Below are 17,303 nucleotides of genomic sequence, written 5' to 3'. Positions count from 1 at the left end.
CAGCAAGCAATTTGCTGAAAATTATCAACGGTTAGGCCAACTGGTTATAAACCCGGGCGATACGGCCGCTGCCGCTGACGCTGACCGGGGACTCGAAGGCCCCGATAAAGCAGGATTCGCCCGGTTTGAGCGTCAGGCGCTGCCCGGATTTTTCCAGCGTCGCTTCGCCGGCGACGCAGAATACGATGGCCGCGCTTCGCTGCGCCAGCGCCTGCGGCACGACGGCCAAATCGTGCAGCGAGAAGGCGAAATCCTCCACCGGGATCGGGAAAAACAGCTCGTTGCCGCGTTGCTCCGGCCGGGTCAGCAGGCCGGACGCCGGCTGTGGGCGGAACTGCAGATTGGCCAGCAGTTCGGGTACGTCGATGAATTTCGGCGTCAGGCCCGCGCGCAGCACGTTATCCGAATTGGCCATCACCTCCAGCGCCACGCCTTTCAGGTAGGCATGCGGCGTTTCGGCATACAGGAACATCGCTTCGCCCGGTGCCAGCCGCACCACGTTCAACAGCAGCGGTGAAAACAGGCCGCTGTCGTCCGGATAGAAACCGGCGATAAAGCGCACGGTATCCCAGGGCTCGCCCTGCTGGTTGTTGAGTGCGGCTTTCAGCACGCCGAGCGCCAGCGACTTTTGCTCGCCGCTCATCGTCAGCAGGCTGGCGAACAGGGTAGCCAGATGCGCGGTGTCCGGCTGCTGCAGAAAGGCGGCGATATCGTGGTGCGCGCCGGCGATCGGCTGCAGCAGGGAAACGATATCGGCCAGTTCGCGAAAACCGTTCATCGCCAGGAACGGCGTCAGGGCGAACACCAGCTCGGGCTTGTGGTTGGCATCTTTGTAGTTGCGTTCGGCGGCGTTCAGCGGGATACCGGCGGCATTCTCTTTCGCGAAGCCAATCTCGGCCGCCGTTTTGCTCGGGTGAACCTGGATCGACAGCGGTTGATCGGCGCACAGCACTTTAAACAGGAAAGGTAACTCGCCAAAGCGGCTGGCGACCTCGGCGCCCAGCTGCTTTGGCTGGTCATCATCGATCACATCGCGCAGCGAACGCAGTTCGCCATCGGTGCCCGGCACGCGGGAAGGGCTCTTGGGATGGGCGCCCATCCACAGTTCGGCCATCGGCTGATTAGCGGGGTTGGCGATGCCGTAAAGACGGGTCAGCGCATCGTGGCTGCCCCAGGCGTAATTTTGTACCGCGTTGGTCATTTTTTGCATGTCGGTAAACGTCCTTTGCGTCATTGCCGTATTGTCGGCCAATAACTTACTGATTTTGTGTGATTAACTCAATCCGTGCCGACGGCCATCATACGCCTGCATCGGCCGGTAAAATCATGGGCGCGATCAAAATAACGCCGGATAGCGCCGCGCCCGGCAATGTGGCCAAAGTATAACGTGAGAACGATTGGCGCCTCAAATGGCGCGGTGGCGGCGGGGGGACCGTTGGCAAATAACCGTATTATTAATAGATAAAGAGTTGAAACGTGCTGTGAGACAACTCTCTTAATGCGAATAGTTATTATGTCACTATACTGGGAGTGCATGCCGACGGGGGGGAGCGCGTCGGCCTAACCCTATAATTTTAGGCATTATGCTAAGGAGACAATGATGGCAGGCGTTCGTATTGAAAAAGACTCCATGGGCCCCATTGAAGTACCGGCCGATAAGCTGTGGGGCGCGCAGACCCAGCGCTCGTTGGCGCATTTTCGCATTTCCAGCGAAAAGATGCCGACCGCACTGATCCATGCGCTGGCGTTGACCAAGCGCGCTGCCGCACAGGTGAACGTGGATCTGGGGCTGCTGCCGGCCGAGCGGGGCGCCGCCATCATTAAAGCCGCCGACGAAGTGCTGGCGGAGCGCCACGCCGACCAGTTTCCGCTGTCAATCTGGCAAACCGGCTCCGGCACCCAGACCAACATGAACATGAACGAAGTGTTGGCCAACCGCGCCAGCGAGCTGCTGGGCGGCGTGCGCGGCGAAGAACGCAAGGTGCACCCGAACGACGACGTCAACAAGAGCCAAAGTTCCAACGACGTATTCCCTACCGCGATGCACGTGGCGGCGGTGATCGCGCTGCGCGAACACCTGATCCCCGAGCTGAAAGTGCTGCACAAGACGCTGCGCGACAAGGCCGAAGCCTACCGCGACATCGTCAAAATCGGCCGCACCCACCTGCAGGACGCCACGCCGCTGACCCTGGGCCAGGAGATATCCGGCTGGGCGGCGATGCTGGCGCACAACCTGAAACATATCGAGGACAGCATCCCGCACATTGCCGAGCTGGCGCTGGGCGGCACGGCGGTCGGCACCGGCCTGAACACCCATCCGGAATATGCGGTGCGCGTGGCTAAAGCGTTGGCGGAATTGACTCATCAGCCGTTCGTCACCGCCCCGAACAAATTCGAAGCGCTGGCGACCTGCGACGCGCTGGTGCAGGGGCATGGCGCGCTGAAAGGGCTGGCGGCCTCGCTGATGAAGATCGCCAACGACGTGCGCTGGCTGGCGTCCGGCCCGCGCTGCGGCATTGGCGAAATTGCTATCCCGGAGAACGAACCGGGCAGCTCGATCATGCCGGGCAAGGTCAACCCGACCCAGTGCGAAGCGATGACCATGCTGTGCGCCCAGGTGCTGGGCAACGACGTGGCGGTGAACATCGGCGGTGCTTCCGGCAACTTCGAGCTGAACGTATTCCGCCCGATGGTGATCCACAACTACCTGCAGTCTATTCGCCTGCTGGCCGACGGCATGCAGGGCTTTAACGAGCACTGCGCGGTGGGCATCGAACCGAATCGCGATCGCATCACCCAATTGCTGAACGAATCGCTGATGCTGGTGACGGCGCTCAATACCCACATCGGCTACGACAAGGCGGCGGAAATCGCCAAGAAAGCACACAAGGAAGGGCTGACGCTGAAAGCCGCGGCGCTGAAACTGGGCTATCTGACCGAAGCGCAGTTCGACGAGTGGGTGCGGCCGGAAGCGATGGTCGGCAGCATGCAGAAGTAATCACTTCATGTTTTAACGGGGCGCGGTTGCGCCCCGTCTTTTCAAGCCAATCTTTCCAATACCGACAACAGCGCCTGTGGCTCCGGCCGCCGGGTGTAATCGGCGTGCGCTTCGGCATAGGCGATGCGGCCATCACGGGCGATGACGAACCGCGCCGGCAGCGGCAGCGTCCAGCTGTCATCCTGGTTGAACTGCGCCAGACTGAGGCCGAGCCGCTGTTGATACAGGGCGATCAACGCGTCCGGCAAGCGGTAACGCAGGCCGAATTGGGCCGCCAGACGGTTGCCGGCATCGCTGAGCAGCGGAAAAGTGAGATCGTGATCGCGCGCGGCCTGGCGGTTATGCGCCTGGTCTTGCGGTGAAATGGCCACGAGCTGCGCGCCGCGTTGCGTGATGACGGGCAGTGCGGCCTGCAGCGCCTGCAGATCGAGCGTGCAGTAGGGGCACCAGATGCCGCGATAAAAACTGACCACCAGCGGCCCGTTCGCCAACAGCGCCGCAGAAGCGCACAGCCGGTTTTCACCGTCCGGCAGGGTAAAGCCGGGCGCGGCGTCGCCGACCTTCAGCGCGCGTTCGGCGATGCCGGAAGCGACCTGCGTTTGGATCGCTTCACGCAGCAGCGCGTGCTCGCGTTCTGTGAGTGTGAACGGCAGTTTGCCGGCTTCGAACTCCGCTTTGAAGGCATCGAGTTTATTTTGCAGTGTCATGTGTTTTCCTGGCGAAAATGAGGGAGGCGTTCATCTTGTCCATTCTGGAAGAGCGCGTGTAGACTGCAATAAGTGCTAATCGTTATTCCATTAAGGAATGTCATGGGTAAATTTGCCGATTACGAAACCTATGCCTGCGTTTACGAGAGCGGTTCTTTTACCGCAGCGGCGGCGCGGCTACACGTGGGGCAGCCGGCGGTATCGAAAGCGGTGGCGCGGCTGGAACAGCAGCTCGGCACACGCCTGATGCTGCGCTCGACCCACGGCCTGCAGCCGACGGATGCGGGGCAGCAGCTGTATCAACGCACCCGGCGTATCCTGAATGAGTTGGCGGAGACCGAAGCGCTGGTGCAGAGCACCGGCGAGACGCTGAGCGGCCGGCTGCGGGTCGCTTCGGCGGCGGTGTTCGCCCGCATCGTTCCCTTGCCTGATTTGACGGCGTTTATGCGTGCCAACCCGCGTTTGAGCGTCGATCTGCTACTGGATGACGGCAACCTGTCGCTGATTGAAGAGGGCATCGATATCGCCCTGTGCGTCGGCGAACTGGAAGACTCCGGCTTTACCGCCCGCAAACTGGGTGAGGTGAAGCAGTGCGTGATCGGTACGCCCGGCTATTTTGCCGCCGCCGGCATGCCGCAGCGGCCGGAAGATCTGTTGCAGCATGAGATGGTGATTTACCATCGCCGTGGCGGCGGCGAGCCGTGGCGCTTCAGCCGCGAAGGAGAGCAGCATGCGCTGCGGCTGCCGGGGCGCATGCGGGTCAATGCGGCGGAGTGCGTGCGCGAGCTGGTGCTGGCGGGGTTCGGGCCCACTATCGGCAGCGAAGGCATGTTCCGCAGAGAGTTGCGAAGCGGGGCGGCGATCGCGGCATTAGCGGACTGGCAGCTGCCGCCGCTGGCGCTGTGGGCGGTGTTCCCCGGCGGTCATTTCGTTTCGGCCAAGGCGCGGGCCTTTGCCGATTTTGTCCAAACCGCGTTATGCAGGGAGCCGTAACATGTCGCGTGCGCAACGTTTACTCGATCTGATGCAGTTGCTGCGTAGCCACCGTTATCCGGTGGCGGGCCATGCGTTGGCACAGTCGCTGGGCATCAGCATGCGCACGCTGTACCGCGATATCGCCACGCTGCAGCAGCAGGGGGCGGAGATCGCCGGTGAGGCGGGCGTCGGCTATGTGCTGCGCCCCGGTTTTATGCTGCCGCCGCTGATGTTCTCGCAGGCGGAGACAGAAGCGTTGGTGCTGGGCATGCGCTGGGTTAGCCGCCGCGGCGACAGCCAGCTGGCGAACGCGGCGCGCCAGGCGCTGGCCAAGATCGCCGACGTGCTGCCGCCTGCGCTCCGGGAAGAGCTGGAGGCCAACACGCTGTTGATCGCGCCGGCTCAGACGCCGCCGGTGGCGGATGAGATGCGGGTGCTGATCCGCGACACCATCCGCCGCGAGCGCAAGCTGCATATCGACTATCTCGATCTGGCGGGGCAGCGCAGCGAACGCCTTCTGTGGCCCTTTGCGCTGGGCTTTTTCGACCAGTTCCAGATACTGGTCGCCTGGTGCGAGCTGCGCCAGGCCGTGCGCCATTTTCGTCTCGATCGCATTCAGGCCGCCACGCCGCTGGAACAGCGTTATCCGCGAGGCCGGCGGCTACTGCTGAAAGAGTGGCGCCTCAGTGAGGGCATTGCAGAGCAATAACGTTTGCTGCTGCCATAAACTGTCAGTCGCACGCCTTAGTCTGTACCTATCGGGAACCGGCCGGTTCCCATCACCCAGAGGACAGACCGATGACTCTTCCCAGCATGACTCTGCTTTACGTCGACAACCCGCTGAACAGCGCCGCCTTTTATCAACGCTTGCTGGGGCAGGCGCCGGTGGAACTTTCCCCCGGTTTCGCCCTGTTCATGCTCAACAACGGCTTCAAGCTGGGGATGTGGGCCAAACAGGGGGTAAAACCGACGGCTACGTTGACCGGCGGCGGCGGTGAACTGGGTTTTTTGTGCCAGGACCCGCAAGAGGTCGAGGCGCGCTATAACCAGTGGCGTGAACTCGGGCTGCCTATCGAGCAAACGCCGACCGAGATGGAATTCGGCTACACCTTCGTGGCGCGCGATCCGGACGGCCATCGCCTGCGGGTGTATACCCTCAGCGAGTAGCATCGTCGGTATACAGGTGCAGGCGCGGCACCAGCAGCCGCAGCGGCCGGGCGTCGGGTTTGTAACGGTGTTTCACCGTGTCGGCGTCGTAGTTGAGCAGCTCGCCAATTTTCGGCACCGCCGCGCCGCTCTCCACCTGACACAGGGCGATCAGCGGCAGCGGGCAGGGGTGCTGCACCTGCTTTTGCTGCTGCTGATACCACACCCGGGCAATGGGCTGCACTTTGACCGGCCGCTTGATTTTCAGCGTCGCGTGCTGCGGCAGGCGGCTGACGTCGTCTATCTCGCGGCTGACCAGGGCAGCCCACTGTTCACGGCTGTGCGGCGGCACCGCGCGGCCGGCTTTCAGGCTTTTCTCCAGCTGCGTCAGGATGTCGTCCCGCCTGACGTTTTTGATGATGTGCTTGTTGGCCCAGCCGAAGCGCACGGAGTCGGGATTGGTCAGGGCGGTGAGGGTGCGATAGGCGCTGAGGGTAATCAGCCCGTGCAGATGGGTGTGCACGAATTCGAAACGCTGCTCCGGCGCCAGGCCGGAATCGACGGTGATAATCTGTTCCAGTTCGCCCTTCAGGCGGTTGATCAGCGCCAGCTGCGTTTGCAGCGCCTGATACTCCGGCTGCTCCACCGCCAGACAGAGGACGCCGGGCAGGCGCACGGCGGCCTTGCTGCTGACATTCTCCCGGTTATGGTGGATGAACAGCCGCTGATAGTGCTCCAGCGCCAGATCGCGCGCCGCTTGCCCCACATGCTGTTCGACCGCGATATGCGAGATAGCCTGATGTTCCTGGCCTTTTTCAACCTCCGGCAGGCTGAACACCCGCGCCGCCAGCAATCGCAGTGGGGCGATCTGCTGCTGCAGCGCGCCGAGCGCCTGCTCCAGCTCGGTAAAGCAGGCGTTCATCCGGCCAATCACATCGTATCTGCTCATCGCGCGCTCCTATATTAGTTACAACATACTATAGAAGAATGGCGGACTGGGGGCAACATCGGCCCCTGAGCCGGGGGTAGCTTCACTGCCCACCCGCCTTGGCAGCGGAAAATGCGCCATAGCGGCCTCTGGCGGCAGGGCACGCCATACACCCGGTATACGTAGTATTTTGATTCATTGATGGATTTTCTCCTGTTCGTTTGTATTTTGTTTAATCCATTTTCCGTTCGCCGTTGTCCAATCGCTGGAACAAACAGAATGGCAGGACGCTATGCGCCCTTCGGGGTATCTTTTCTTCTGTCATTAACGGGTGCTTTAAACGGAGGTTTACTGTGGATATTAAACAGAAAGTCAAAAACATGACGCTGGAAGAGAAGATCGGGCAAAAAATCATGCTGGATTTTCGCTACTGGGATCAAAACGGTAGCAGCAATCAGGATATGACCGTTCCCGATGAAGCCATTGGCAAGCTGATTGCGGATAACCACGTGGGTGGGGTGATCCTGTTTGCCAATAATCTGAAAGACAAGCAGCAGATCAAAACGTTGACGGCCTGGTATGCCGCGATGAAAACCCACGCGGGCATTCGTTTGTTTATTGGCACGGATAACGAAGGCGGTAACGTGTTCCGGCTGCCGCGCGGCGACTATGCCTCATTCCCCGGCAATATGGCGCTGGCGGCGGCGATTGAAGGGGGCGCGGATGAACAGCTCGCCGTTGAACAGGGCAAGCTGATGGCCCAGGATATGCGCGCGTTGCATATCAATACCAACTTTGCCCCGGTCGTGGATGTCAACACCAACCCGTTCAACCCGGTGATTAACGTTCGCGCCTTCAGCGATGATAAGAACACCGTTTCTCGTCTGGCAGAGAAGATGGTGGCGGGCATGAAACACCAGGGGCTGATCACCGCGTATAAACACTTCCCCGGCCATGGCAGCACCTCCACCGACTCGCACACCGGTTTGCCGCGCGTCGATCGCACGCGGGAAGAGGCCTTTGCCATCGATATCGCCCCTTACAAGCAGGCCATCGATCGCTGCGCGGCGCCGGATATGGTGATGACCGCGCATATTCAGTACCCGGCATTGGATAACCGCCAGATAGACACCCGCAGCGGTGAAAAAATCACGGTGCCCGCCACCATGTCGCATGAAATTCAGACCCAGATCCTGCGCAATGAGTTGGGGTATGCGGGCGTAACGATTTCAGATGCGCTGGATATGGGCGCGATTGCCGAGCATTTCAGCCAGCAAGCGGCGGCTGAAAACGTCTTTGCCGCCGGGGTGGACATTGCCCTGATGCCCGTCAGCATGGCCTCGCCGGCCCAGTCGAGCCTGCTGCCGGATCTGATCCGTTACCTTGCGGATAGGGTGAAAACCGGGCATCTCAACGAAGCTGATATCGATGCCTCGGTCGAGCGAATTTTGCGCCTGAAATTACGCCATAGCCTGATGGGGCATAGCGAGAAGCCGTGTTCCAACGACGTTGCGTCGTCAGCGCACAAGCTGGAAAAACGCATCGCCGATCGTTCTATTACCGTGGTGATCAACCGCCACAGCCTGTTGCCGTTCAAGGACAAGGCGCTGCGCTACTTTATTCTGACGCCGTGGGGCGAGCAGGCCAGCGGCATTGCGCGTGTGATGGCGCAGGAGGGGTATCAGAACGTCGTCGCCGCGAAGGAAACGGCGCTGAGCGACGCCCAGGTCAGGGAACATATTGCCGGCTGCGACGTGTTCTTGCTCGGAACCCTTTCAACCCGCTTTACGCCGGCTGAACAGGATGGGGTCGTTACCTCTGCAACCGGAGCGAGCAATGACAGCAGCCCTTATCCGGGCTGGTTGAAATACGCCGCCGAACAGGGGAAAAAACGCGTTCACCTCTCACTGCGCGCCCCTTACGATATCGTGAACTATGCCGCAGAGGTGGAGGCGGCCGTCGCCACCTACTCCTACTACGGTTATGACAGCGGCGTGTGGCGTGGCCCTTCGATGGTCTCTTTGGCGCAGGTGCTGACGGGCAAAATCAAACCGCAGGGCAAACTGCCGGTCAACACCTGGCATGACTACGATGTGGAAACCAATACGGGCAAGGTGGCGTTCCCTCGCGGCACGGGGCTGAGCTGGTAATGGAATGAGGACACCGGCGTCGTCTGAACAGGGCGACGCCGGCAGCGAAAAGCACTGAGAAAGCGGGCCGTTTCTTGCTCTGCACGCAACGACATGGGATAACCGTCACTCACGCAAGGAGAACCAGAATGCCGACAGGCGCAACAAAATTAGGCGGATGGCTGTTGATGGCCGCCATGCTGGGCGTGAGCGGGTGCGCCAAGCCGCCCGAACCGGAGAAGCCCCCGCAACCGACGCCGCCGATAACACCGATGCGGGGCATCTGGCTGGCCACGGTCATTGGCCTGGATTGGCCGCCGGCGGCCTCCCTGAAAGCGGAAAGCGCGCCAGAGCGGGTTCGCCTGCAGAAACAGGGGCTGACGGACGCGCTGGACGAGATGGTGAAAACCGGGATTAACGCGGTATATTTTCAGGTTAAGCCGGACGGCACGGCCCTGTGGCGCTCAAACATCTTGCCTTGGTCAGAAGTCTTGACCGGCACCGTGGGCCAGGATCCGGGTTACGATCCGCTGGCCTTTATGTTGCAAGAAGCGCACCGGCGCGGCATCAAAGTGCATGCCTGGCTGAACCCTTATCGGGTTTCCATGAATACCCGCCCACAAACGATTGATGCACTCAATCATACGCTGCAGTCGCCGCCGGCCAGCGTCTATGCGCTGCATCCCGACTGGATTCGCACCGCCAACGAGCGCTTCGTGCTCGATCCCGGTCTGCCCGATGTGCGCAACTGGATCACCAGCGTGGTGACTGAAATTGTCAAAAACTATGAGGTCGACGGCATTCAGTTTGACGATTATTTCTATTACGAAACGCCGCAATCGCCGCTGGATGATGAACGAACGTATCGCGCATACGGCAAAGGGTTTGCAGACAAAGCCGCCTGGCGCAGGGACAACACGCTGCAATTGATAAAACAGGTTTCAGCCACCGTCCGAGCATTGAAGCCCGCGGTGGCGTTTGGCGTCAGCCCGGCGGGCGTATGGCGAAACCAGGCTGACGATCCTGACGGTTCGGCGACGCGGGCCGGCGCGCCATCTTACGATACGGCCTATGCCGATACGCGCCAGTGGGTCAAACTGGGGCTGCTCGATTACATCGCGCCGCAGTTGTATTGGCCTTTTGACCGTGAAATTGTCCGCTACGACGTGCTGGCCCACTGGTGGGCCGACGTGGTAAAGGGCACGCCGGTCCGGCTGTATGCCGGGGTGGCGCTGTATAAAGTGGGCACGCCTGCCGCCAGCGAACCGGCCTGGAGCGTCGACGGCGGCGTTCCCGAACTGAAAAGGCAGCTGGATCTCAACGAGAGCCTGCCGGGGATGGGGGGAACCATCCTGTTCCGGCAACGTTATTTGACTGAGCCGCAAACGGACAAGGCGGTGGAGTACCTGCGCACCCGCTGGAAAACCGGCCAATAATCACAGGCACTGGCATGACGAGCCGCGGCAAATCGCCGCGGCTTTTTCTTTTCAGAGGCGGGCCGCTTCCGGCAGGCGCTTCAGGTAATGCACCACCAACAGCGCCAGCAGCAGCATCAGGCTGATGAACGCCGCCACGCCATTCCAGCCGAAGCTGTGCCAGAACACGCCGCCGAGGGTGCCGGCTACGCTGGAGCCAACGTAATAACAGAACAGATACAGCGACGACGCCTGGCCTTTGGCGCGGCGCGCGCGGCGGCCGATCCAGCTGCTGGCCACCGAGTGGGCGGCGAAGAAACCGGCGGTGAACAGCATCATGCCAATAAAGATAGCCGGCACCTGCGGCAGCGCGGTAATCAGAATCCCGATCAGCATAATCACGATCGAGGCCAGCAGCACCGGGCCGCGCCCGAAGCGTGAGGTGAGCGCGCCGGCCTTGGGCGAGCTGTAGGAGCCGGTGAGGTACACCACCGACAGCAGGCCGACGATCGCCTGGCTCAGGTGGTAAGGATCCGCCAGCAGGCGATAGCCGATGTAGTTGAACAGGGTGACGAAGCTGCCCATCAGCAGGAACCCTTCCGCGAACAGCAGCGGCAGGCCCTTATCGTGCCAATGCAGCTTGAAGTTGATCAGCAGGGTGCGCGGGCGCAACGAGCTGGCGCGAAAATGCCGCGAGGCGGGCAGGATGCGCCAGAACATGCAGGCGGCGGCGAGGGCGAACAGGCCGATGACCCCGAGCGACACGCGCCAGGAGAAGAAGTCGGTCAACACCCCGGTCACCAGGCGGCCGCTCATGCCGCCGATCGAGTTGCCGCTGATGTACAGCCCCATCGAGAAGGCGACGAAGCTGGGGTGGATCTCTTCGCTGAGGTAGGTCATGCCGACCGCCGCCACGCCGCTCAGCGACAGGCCGATCAGCGCGCGCATCAGCAAGATGCCGTGCCAGCTGGTCATAAAGGCGCAGATCAGCGTGCAGACCGCCGCCAGCAGCAGCGCCACCACCATCACCGACTTGCGGCCAATGGCGTCGGACAGCGGCCCGGTAAACATCAGGCCGAGAGCCAGCAGGCCGGTAGAGACCGAAAGCGACAGGCTGCTTTCCGCCGGCGATACGCCGAAATCTTGCGACAGCACCGGCAGGATCGGCTGCACGCAGTAGAGCAGCGCGAAGGTCGCCAGCCCGGCGGAAAACAGCGCCAGCGTCACGCGCATAAACTGCGGCGTGCCGCGTTCGATATAGGGGAGTTTGTTGTTGAGGGTGGAACGTTTTACTTTTGGCGCAGCGGCCGCATCATCGTTGGCGGCCAGCGTCGACGGCATCGCGGCCGCAGAACGCACAGGGGTTGTCACAGCGTTTCCTTACCGAACTTCGGGGAGATAAACAGACACTTTGCAGATAACAAAATGATAGGGAGCGGTGAATTTTTTGTCTAATATATTAATAATTCAAATTAAGACTTTTTAAATATGAATATCGAGCTGAGACACCTGCGTTACTTTATCGCCGTGGCGGAAGAGCTGCATTTTGGCCGCGCCGCCGAACGGTTGCGGATCTCCCAGCCGCCGCTCAGCCAGCAAATCCAGGCGCTGGAAGAGATGGTCGGCGCGCGGCTGCTGGCGCGCAACAACCGCAACGTCAGTTTGACCCAGGCCGGGGAAATGTTTCTCAAAGAAGCCTACCAGGTGCTCGATCAGGTCGGGCGGGCGGCGGAAAAGGCGGCGCGTCTGGATCGCGGTGAGCTGGGGGAAATGACCATCGGCTTTACCTCTTCCGCGCCCTTTATCGGCGTGGTGGCGCGCAGCCTGCGCGCCTTTCGCCAGCACTCCCCGCAGGTGCATATCAAAATGCGCGAAATCAACACCAAACAGCAGATCGAACCGCTGCTGAACGGTGAGCTGGATCTGGGGGTGATGCGCAATACGCGGCTGCCGGAGGCGCTCCACTATCAGCTGCTGCTGCGCGAACCGCTGGTGGCGGTGGTGCCGGAAGGGCATCCGCTGGCGGAAACGCCGGGCGGCGCGCTGCGGTTTCAACATCTGGCGCAGGAGCCGTTCGTGTTCTTCTCGCGCGAAGTGGGCACCGCGCTGTACGACGAAATACTGCTGTTGCTCAGCAAGGCCGGCATTACCCCGTACATCACCCAGGAAGTGGGGGAAGCGATGACCATCATCGGGCTGGTCTCCGCCGGATTGGGGGTGTCGATTCTGCCGGCCTCGTTCGCCCGGGTGCGGGTGGACGGCGTGCGCTATTTGCCGCTGGCGGAGCCGGACGCCACCACCGAAGTGTGGCTGGTGCATCACCGCCGGCGGCCGCTGACGGCCGCGGCGCAGGCGCTGATGGCGTTGATGCTGGGCAAATAAAAATCAATTCACGCTGAAATTGCGAGGAATTTGTGCAGCAAATCACATAACGAATCAAATAGTTGACGCTGTATGACAAAAGCCCCACCATAACCTCTAGTCTTTATTTAGAAGCGCGAAAAATAGTAGGAGCAGGTTTGTGATTGCGGTTGGGCAGCCTGGGCATATCGATCAAATCAAACAGACCAATGCGGGGGCGGTTTATCGGCTAATCGATCAGCTGGGCCCGATTTCGCGCATCGAACTGTCAAAACGCGCACAGCTGGCGCCCGCCAGCATCACCAAGATCGTGCGCGAGCTGCTGGAAGCCCATCTGGTCAAGGAAACCGAGTACCAGGAAATCGGCAGCCGGGGCCGCCCGGCGGTGGGCCTGGTGCTGGACACCGAGGCCTGGCACTACCTTTCCGCCCGCATCAGCCGCGGCAGCATCACGCTGGCGCTGCGCGATCTCAGCAGCAAACTGGTGGTGGAGGAGCAGCTGCCGCTGGCGGCCGAACACCCTGAACCGCTGCTGAAACGCATCCTGACCGAAGTCGACCAGTTCTTTATCCGCCACCAAAGCAAGCTGGAGCGGCTGACGGCGATCGCCATCACGCTGCCGGGCATAATCGACGTGCAGTCCGGCGTGGTGCATCGCATGCCGTTTTACGACGTGCTGGAGATGCCGCTCGGCCCGGCGCTGGAAACCCGCACCGGCCTGCCGGTTTACCTGCAGCACGACATCAGCGCCTGGACCATGGCCGAGGCGCTGTACGGTGCCTCGCGCGGCAGCCAGAACGTCATTCAGGTGGTGATCGACCACAACGTCGGCGCCGGGGTGATCACCGGCGGCCATGTGCTGCACGCCGGCAGCCACAGCGTGGTGGAGATCGGCCACACCCAGGTCGATCCCTACGGCAAACGCTGCTACTGCGGCAACCACGGCTGTCTCGAAACCGTGGCCAGCATTGAGAACATGCTGGAGATCGCCCAGCAGCGGCTGAGCGGCTCGATGAGCTCCAGCCTGCACGGCACGCCGCTGACCGTCGACTCGCTGTGCGATGCCGCGCTGGCCGGCGATCAGCTGGCGCGGGACATCATTCTCGGCGTCGGCCACAGCGTGGGGCGCATTCTGGCTATCATGGTCAACCTGTTCAATCCGGAGAAGATCCTGGTGGGCTCGCCGCTCAACCGCGCGGCGGAGATCCTGCACCCGGCCATCGCCTCCTGCATTCGCCAGCAGGCGCTGCCGGCCTACAGCGAGCAGGTCAAGGTCGAATCCACGCAGTTCTTCAATCAGGGCACCATGCCCGGCGCGGCGCTGGTGAAAGAGGCGCTGTACAACGGTTCATTGCTGGTGCAGCTGCTGCAGGGCTAACATCAGAACTTCTTATTAATCCCGCAAAAGATTGAGCTACCTCAAGCCCCTACGTGGCAGCATCCCCTAGAATTTTTCCGAAAGACTTCTTCGCCGCCGGTGCGGCGACACATTGTTAACGGGGCATTCTGGGGCATTTTATTCATGTTGAAGCGTTTATTTGTGACAGGCACGGATACCGACGTCGGTAAAACCGTGGTTTCCCGCGGGTTGATACAGGCGCTGGCCGCCGAAGGCCGTTCGGTGGCCGGCTACAAGCCGATCGCCGCACGCTGCCAGGAAACCAGCGAGGGCATCCGCAATAAAGACGCTTTGGTGTTGCAGGCATCGTCAACCCTGCCGCTGGCCTACGAGGAGATCAACCCCATCACCTGCCTGGATGAGGTGTTTCACGCGCATGCGACCGAGGACATCAACTATGGCGTGATGAGTAGTGGTCTGCGGGATCTGTCCGCCAAAGCCGATACGGTAGTGGTGGAGGGCAGCGGCGGTTGGCGGGTGCTGATGAACGATCTGCGGCCTTACGCCGAGTGGGTGGTGCAGGAACAGCTGCCGGTGGTGCTGGTGGTGGGCATCAAGCTGGGCTGCGTCAGCCACGCGTTGCTGACCGCGCAGTCGATTATCAACGACGGTCTGCCGCTGCTGGGCTGGGTGGCCAACCGCATCAACCCGGGGTTGGCGCATTACGCCGAAACCATCGCGGCGCTGCAGCAGCGCATTCCCGCGCCGTTGCTGGGTGAGATCCCGTACCTGCCGCGCGCGGAGCAGCGCGAACTGGCGCACTACCTCGATATCTCCACGCTGCTGTAAGCCCGCTAGGCGCACAGCGCCGCCAACAACCGGGCGGCGATCAGCAGGCCCAGCCCATACACCGTGTGGGTGAGCAGGCTGAGGAGCCGCGCTTTTCGCGGGTGGGCGGTTTTCGCCGCCGCCACGCCAAAGCCCAGTGCGGGCTGCATCACCAGAAACGGCGCCGCCAGGCTCAGCCAGCCGCTCAGCAGCGCGATAAACGGCTCCGGCCTTGCATACCACCCGCTGCCCGCCAAACCGATTGGGATAAAGGCGAACGCGATGCCGATGGCGTAGTGCAAGATCCAGCCGATTTCTCTCTCTCCCCGGCGCGGCGGCGCCGTAACGATGGTGGCGTGGAACCAGCGGCCGTCGAACATGCCGAGAAACCAGCGGGCCACCAGCGCATAATCGAGAGAGGGGATGGCGAAGCGCCGCCTCAGCAGCAGCGCCCACAGATCCATGCAGAGGGTGGCGCCGGTGCCGGTTAACAGGATGCGCACTAACAGATCGGGGGTCATACAGGTGTCCTTGGCTCAGTGACGTGATAATGTGCGCACAGTGTGCAACTTAAAGTCGGCTTCAAGTCAATGACAAAAGAACTGGATATCGGCGCGGTGGCGCGCCTGAGCGGGATCGCGCCTTCTGCACTGCGGCATTACGAGAAAAAGGGGCTGATCGCGTCGATTGGCCGCCACGGTTTGCGCCGCCAATACGCCGCCGGGGTGCTCGACCAACTGCGGCTGATCGCGCTGGCGCGCCTGGCCGGTTTTACGCTGGACGAGATGAGCGCCTTGTTTGACGAACGTGGCAAGATAGCGCTCGATCGCGGGCTGCTGGCGGCGCGGGCGGATGAGCTGGATCGCCACATCCAGCGCCTGATGCAGGTACGCGACGGGCTGCGCCATCTGGTCGATTGCCCTGAACCCGAGCACCTGCAGTGCCCGCAGTTCAGGAAAATCCTGCAACAGGGCGAGTTCTAAGCTTCGCGTTTGGGCGGCGGCGCCGAGTGATACACCGACACCGGCCGCAGGCCGCGCGACACGGTGGTGGCGATCACGCACGAGAGCAGAATGCCGGGCAGCAGCGCGTATTCGCCGGTCATTTCAAACACCATCAGCGCCGCCATGATCGGCGCATGGGTGGTGGCGGCCAGCAGGGTAGCCATGCCGGTCAGCGCCAGCAGCAGCGGCACCGCCGTATCCATGCCCGGCCACAGGCCAAATAGCTGGCCGATGATTGAACCGAGCGCGGCGCCGACGAACAGCGTCGGGGTGAAAACCCCGCCCGGCGCGCCCGAGCCGCTGCTGGCGAGGATCGCCAACAGTTTGCATACCAGGATCGCCCCCAGCAGCAGCACCCCCGGCGGCGCGATCAGCAGCGCCTGCACCACGCTGTAACCATTGCCCCATACCTGCGGGAACAGCAGCGAAAGCAGTCCGACGATCAGGCCACCCAGCGCCAGCTGCAACGGCGGCTTCAATCTCAGCGAGCGGAAGGCATGGCCGGTGGCGGTCATCAGCCATAAAAACAGCGGCCCGCCGGCGCCGGCCACCACGCCGACCAGCGCCATCAGCAGGTATTGCGTCGGCAGGGGGGCCGCGAGCTGCGCCACCAGATACAGCGGCGCCTGGCCGCCGTTGAGCAGGTTGGTCATCAGCAGCGCGCTGACCGCGGCGATCACCACCGGGCCGAGCGAGGCCAGCATCAGGGTGCCGAACAGGATCTCGGCGATAAACAGGCTGCCCGCCAGCGGCGCATGATAGGCGCTGGCCATCCCGGCGGCGGCGGCGCAGGCCACCCACAGTTTCCATTCTTTCTCGTGCGTAAAGCGCTGAGCGAACAGCGAGCCCACCAGCGCCGCCAGCAGGATCATCGCGCCTTCACGGCCAATGGCGCTGCCGCTCGACACCACCAGCAGCGAGGCCAGGCACTTCACCAGGCTGGCGCCGGTGTCCAGCTTGCCGTTGCCGGTCTCGATCGCTTCCATATAATCGGTGGGCGCCGCCGGGCGCTGGTGGCGGTAGCGTTGGTGAATATACAGCAACAGGCCCGCCGCCAGCCCGCCCAGCGCCGGGGTGAGGGCGCGTCGCCAGCCTGGCAGCGCGGCGGCGGCGGCCACCAGGCTACCGTCGGCATTGCCGAGCAGTAGCCACTCGAGGCCGATCATCGAACGGTGGAACAGCCACACCGCCAGGGCGGCGGCGACGCCGATAAACACGGCGATGAACAGGCTGCGCAGCAGGGCGCGATAGTGGTGCAGGTGGACCAATCTTTTCATGCGTGGGCGGCGTCGTGAGAAAAATCAAAGGGTCATCAGCGCATTGTGCTTGGCGCTCTGGCCGATGACCAGTGAATCTTTATCAAACTGCGGCGTGGCAGGGGCGGCAGGCGCCCCTGTGCGGGGATGTGCGGCAAGTGAAAAACACGGCGGCAAAACGTTACGATGTAACTATTAGTCCAATTGGTGCGATTCG

General features: G+C 62.1%; 16 protein-coding genes. 10 read left to right on the top strand and 6 right to left on the bottom strand.

The annotated features are described in order from the left end of the window. Positions 1 to 31: 31 nt before the first annotated feature. Complete coding sequence (manA, locus tag M6G53_RS01690) at positions 32 to 1,210, bottom strand: mannose-6-phosphate isomerase (protein ID WP_253328486.1); 1,179 nt, start codon at positions 1,208 to 1,210, stop codon at positions 32 to 34. 390 nt (positions 1,211 to 1,600) lie between these two features. Between manA and fumC the strand changes: the two genes are divergently transcribed. Further along, a complete protein-coding gene (gene fumC, locus M6G53_RS01685; protein WP_253328485.1) occupies positions 1,601 to 2,998 on the top strand; it encodes a class II fumarate hydratase in 1,398 nt (465 codons plus the stop codon). 41 nt (positions 2,999 to 3,039) lie between these two features. Here the strand turns inward: fumC and M6G53_RS01680 are convergent, their stop codons facing one another. Then, positions 3,040 to 3,705, bottom strand: a complete 666-nt coding sequence (locus M6G53_RS01680; RefSeq protein ID WP_253328484.1) for a peroxiredoxin-like family protein — start codon at positions 3,703 to 3,705, stop codon at positions 3,040 to 3,042. Positions 3,706 to 3,807: 102 nt separating this feature from the next. Between M6G53_RS01680 and M6G53_RS01675 the strand changes: the two genes are divergently transcribed. The 3 genes from M6G53_RS01675 to M6G53_RS01665 all read left to right on the top strand — a co-directional run bounded on the left by M6G53_RS01675 (position 3,808) and on the right by M6G53_RS01665 (position 5,847). Further along, on the top strand, positions 3,808 to 4,698 hold the full coding sequence (locus M6G53_RS01675; RefSeq protein ID WP_253328483.1) for a LysR family transcriptional regulator: 891 nt from the start codon (positions 3,808 to 3,810) through the stop codon (positions 4,696 to 4,698). 1 nt (position 4,699) lies between these two features. After that, positions 4,700 to 5,389 carry a helix-turn-helix transcriptional regulator gene (locus M6G53_RS01670; RefSeq protein WP_253328482.1) on the top strand — a complete coding sequence of 230 codons (690 nt, stop codon included), beginning with the start codon at positions 4,700 to 4,702 and terminating at the stop codon, positions 5,387 to 5,389. 89 nt (positions 5,390 to 5,478) lie between these two features. Next, a complete protein-coding gene (locus M6G53_RS01665; RefSeq protein WP_253328481.1) occupies positions 5,479 to 5,847 on the top strand; it encodes a VOC family protein in 369 nt (122 codons plus the stop codon). Here M6G53_RS01665 and tus read toward each other — a convergent pair. Further along, the gene (gene tus / locus M6G53_RS01660) at positions 5,837 to 6,775 is read right to left on the bottom strand and encodes a DNA replication terminus site-binding protein (protein ID WP_253328480.1); all 939 of its coding nucleotides are present in this window, start codon (positions 6,773 to 6,775) and stop codon (positions 5,837 to 5,839) included. The two genes, M6G53_RS01665 and tus, sit on opposite strands and share 11 nt — an antisense overlap. Positions 6,776 to 7,107: 332 nt before the next feature. On the opposite strand from tus, the gene M6G53_RS01655 reads away from it, so the two are divergent. Continuing rightward, positions 7,108 to 8,904 (top strand): glycoside hydrolase family 3 protein, encoded by a 1,797-nt coding sequence (locus M6G53_RS01655; protein WP_253328479.1) that lies wholly within the window; start codon positions 7,108 to 7,110, stop codon positions 8,902 to 8,904. Positions 8,905 to 9,032: 128 nt separating this feature from the next. After that, positions 9,033 to 10,319, top strand: a complete 1,287-nt coding sequence (locus M6G53_RS01650; RefSeq protein ID WP_436286508.1) for a glycoside hydrolase family 10-like protein — start codon at positions 9,033 to 9,035, stop codon at positions 10,317 to 10,319. A gap of 51 nt (positions 10,320 to 10,370) precedes the next feature. On the opposite strand, the gene M6G53_RS01645 is transcribed toward M6G53_RS01650, so the two are convergent. Then, a complete protein-coding gene (locus M6G53_RS01645; RefSeq protein ID WP_253328525.1) occupies positions 10,371 to 11,639 on the bottom strand; it encodes an MFS transporter in 1,269 nt (422 codons plus the stop codon). A 147-nt stretch (positions 11,640 to 11,786) separates the two neighbouring features. Here M6G53_RS01645 and M6G53_RS01640 point away from each other — a divergent pair, with 147 nt between their 5' ends. The 3 genes from M6G53_RS01640 to bioD all read left to right on the top strand — a co-directional run bounded on the left by M6G53_RS01640 (position 11,787) and on the right by bioD (position 14,847). Then, positions 11,787 to 12,680, top strand: a complete 894-nt coding sequence (locus M6G53_RS01640) for a LysR substrate-binding domain-containing protein (protein WP_253328478.1) — start codon at positions 11,787 to 11,789, stop codon at positions 12,678 to 12,680. A gap of 139 nt (positions 12,681 to 12,819) precedes the next feature. Beyond that, on the top strand, positions 12,820 to 14,037 hold the full coding sequence (gene mlc / locus M6G53_RS01635) for a sugar metabolism global transcriptional regulator Mlc (RefSeq protein ID WP_253328477.1): 1,218 nt from the start codon (positions 12,820 to 12,822) through the stop codon (positions 14,035 to 14,037). Positions 14,038 to 14,181: 144 nt separating this feature from the next. Next, on the top strand, positions 14,182 to 14,847 hold the full coding sequence (bioD, locus tag M6G53_RS01630; RefSeq protein WP_253328476.1) for a dethiobiotin synthase: 666 nt from the start codon (positions 14,182 to 14,184) through the stop codon (positions 14,845 to 14,847). 5 nt (positions 14,848 to 14,852) lie between these two features. Here bioD and M6G53_RS01625 read toward each other — a convergent pair whose 3' ends face one another. Continuing rightward, positions 14,853 to 15,347: a DUF2938 family protein gene (locus tag M6G53_RS01625; protein ID WP_253328475.1), complete on the bottom strand. Its 495-nt coding sequence runs from the start codon at positions 15,345 to 15,347 to the stop codon at positions 14,853 to 14,855. A gap of 69 nt (positions 15,348 to 15,416) precedes the next feature. On the opposite strand from M6G53_RS01625, the gene M6G53_RS01620 reads away from it, so the two are divergent. Beyond that, positions 15,417 to 15,809 carry a helix-turn-helix domain-containing protein gene (locus M6G53_RS01620; RefSeq protein ID WP_253328474.1) on the top strand — a complete coding sequence of 131 codons (393 nt, stop codon included), beginning with the start codon at positions 15,417 to 15,419 and terminating at the stop codon, positions 15,807 to 15,809. Here the strand turns inward: M6G53_RS01620 and clcB are convergent. Then, positions 15,806 to 17,107, bottom strand: coding sequence for a voltage-gated ClC-type chloride channel ClcB (gene clcB, locus M6G53_RS01615; RefSeq protein ID WP_253328473.1), 1,302 nt, complete (start codon positions 17,105 to 17,107; stop codon positions 15,806 to 15,808). The two genes, M6G53_RS01620 and clcB, sit on opposite strands and share 4 nt — an antisense overlap. Between the last annotated feature and the right edge of the window lie 196 nt (positions 17,108 to 17,303).

Origin of the sequence: Serratia nevei, from assembly GCF_024160145.1 — a bacterium.
Lineage (GTDB): Bacteria > Pseudomonadota > Gammaproteobacteria > Enterobacterales > Enterobacteriaceae > Serratia > Serratia nevei_A.
The sequence above is the reverse complement of the archived record's forward strand: the minus strand, read 5'-3'. Positions and strand labels throughout refer to the sequence as shown.

What these genes read in the sequence shown, in the direction of transcription:
- M6G53_RS01665 (WP_253328481.1), top strand. Translation starts at nt 5,479, where the DNA reads ATGACTCTTCCCAGCATGACTCTGCTTTACGTCGACAACCCGCTGAAC.
- M6G53_RS01645 (WP_253328525.1), bottom strand. Translation starts at nt 11,639, where the DNA reads ATGCCGTCGACGCTGGCCGCCAACGATGATGCGGCCGCTGCGCCAAAA.
- M6G53_RS01675 (WP_253328483.1), top strand. Translation starts at nt 3,808, where the DNA reads ATGGGTAAATTTGCCGATTACGAAACCTATGCCTGCGTTTACGAGAGC.
- manA (WP_253328486.1), bottom strand. Translation starts at nt 1,210, where the DNA reads ATGCAAAAAATGACCAACGCGGTACAAAATTACGCCTGGGGCAGCCAC.
- bioD (WP_253328476.1), top strand. Translation starts at nt 14,182, where the DNA reads ATGTTGAAGCGTTTATTTGTGACAGGCACGGATACCGACGTCGGTAAA.
- M6G53_RS01680 (WP_253328484.1), bottom strand. Translation starts at nt 3,705, where the DNA reads ATGACACTGCAAAATAAACTCGATGCCTTCAAAGCGGAGTTCGAAGCC.
- clcB (WP_253328473.1), bottom strand. Translation starts at nt 17,107, where the DNA reads ATGAAAAGATTGGTCCACCTGCACCACTATCGCGCCCTGCTGCGCAGC.
- M6G53_RS01640 (WP_253328478.1), top strand. Translation starts at nt 11,787, where the DNA reads ATGAATATCGAGCTGAGACACCTGCGTTACTTTATCGCCGTGGCGGAA.
- M6G53_RS01620 (WP_253328474.1), top strand. Translation starts at nt 15,417, where the DNA reads ATGACAAAAGAACTGGATATCGGCGCGGTGGCGCGCCTGAGCGGGATC.
- tus (WP_253328480.1), bottom strand. Translation starts at nt 6,775, where the DNA reads ATGAGCAGATACGATGTGATTGGCCGGATGAACGCCTGCTTTACCGAG.
- M6G53_RS01650 (WP_436286508.1), top strand. Translation starts at nt 9,033, where the DNA reads ATGCCGACAGGCGCAACAAAATTAGGCGGATGGCTGTTGATGGCCGCC.
- M6G53_RS01670 (WP_253328482.1), top strand. Translation starts at nt 4,700, where the DNA reads ATGTCGCGTGCGCAACGTTTACTCGATCTGATGCAGTTGCTGCGTAGC.
- M6G53_RS01625 (WP_253328475.1), bottom strand. Translation starts at nt 15,347, where the DNA reads ATGACCCCCGATCTGTTAGTGCGCATCCTGTTAACCGGCACCGGCGCC.
- fumC (WP_253328485.1), top strand. Translation starts at nt 1,601, where the DNA reads ATGGCAGGCGTTCGTATTGAAAAAGACTCCATGGGCCCCATTGAAGTA.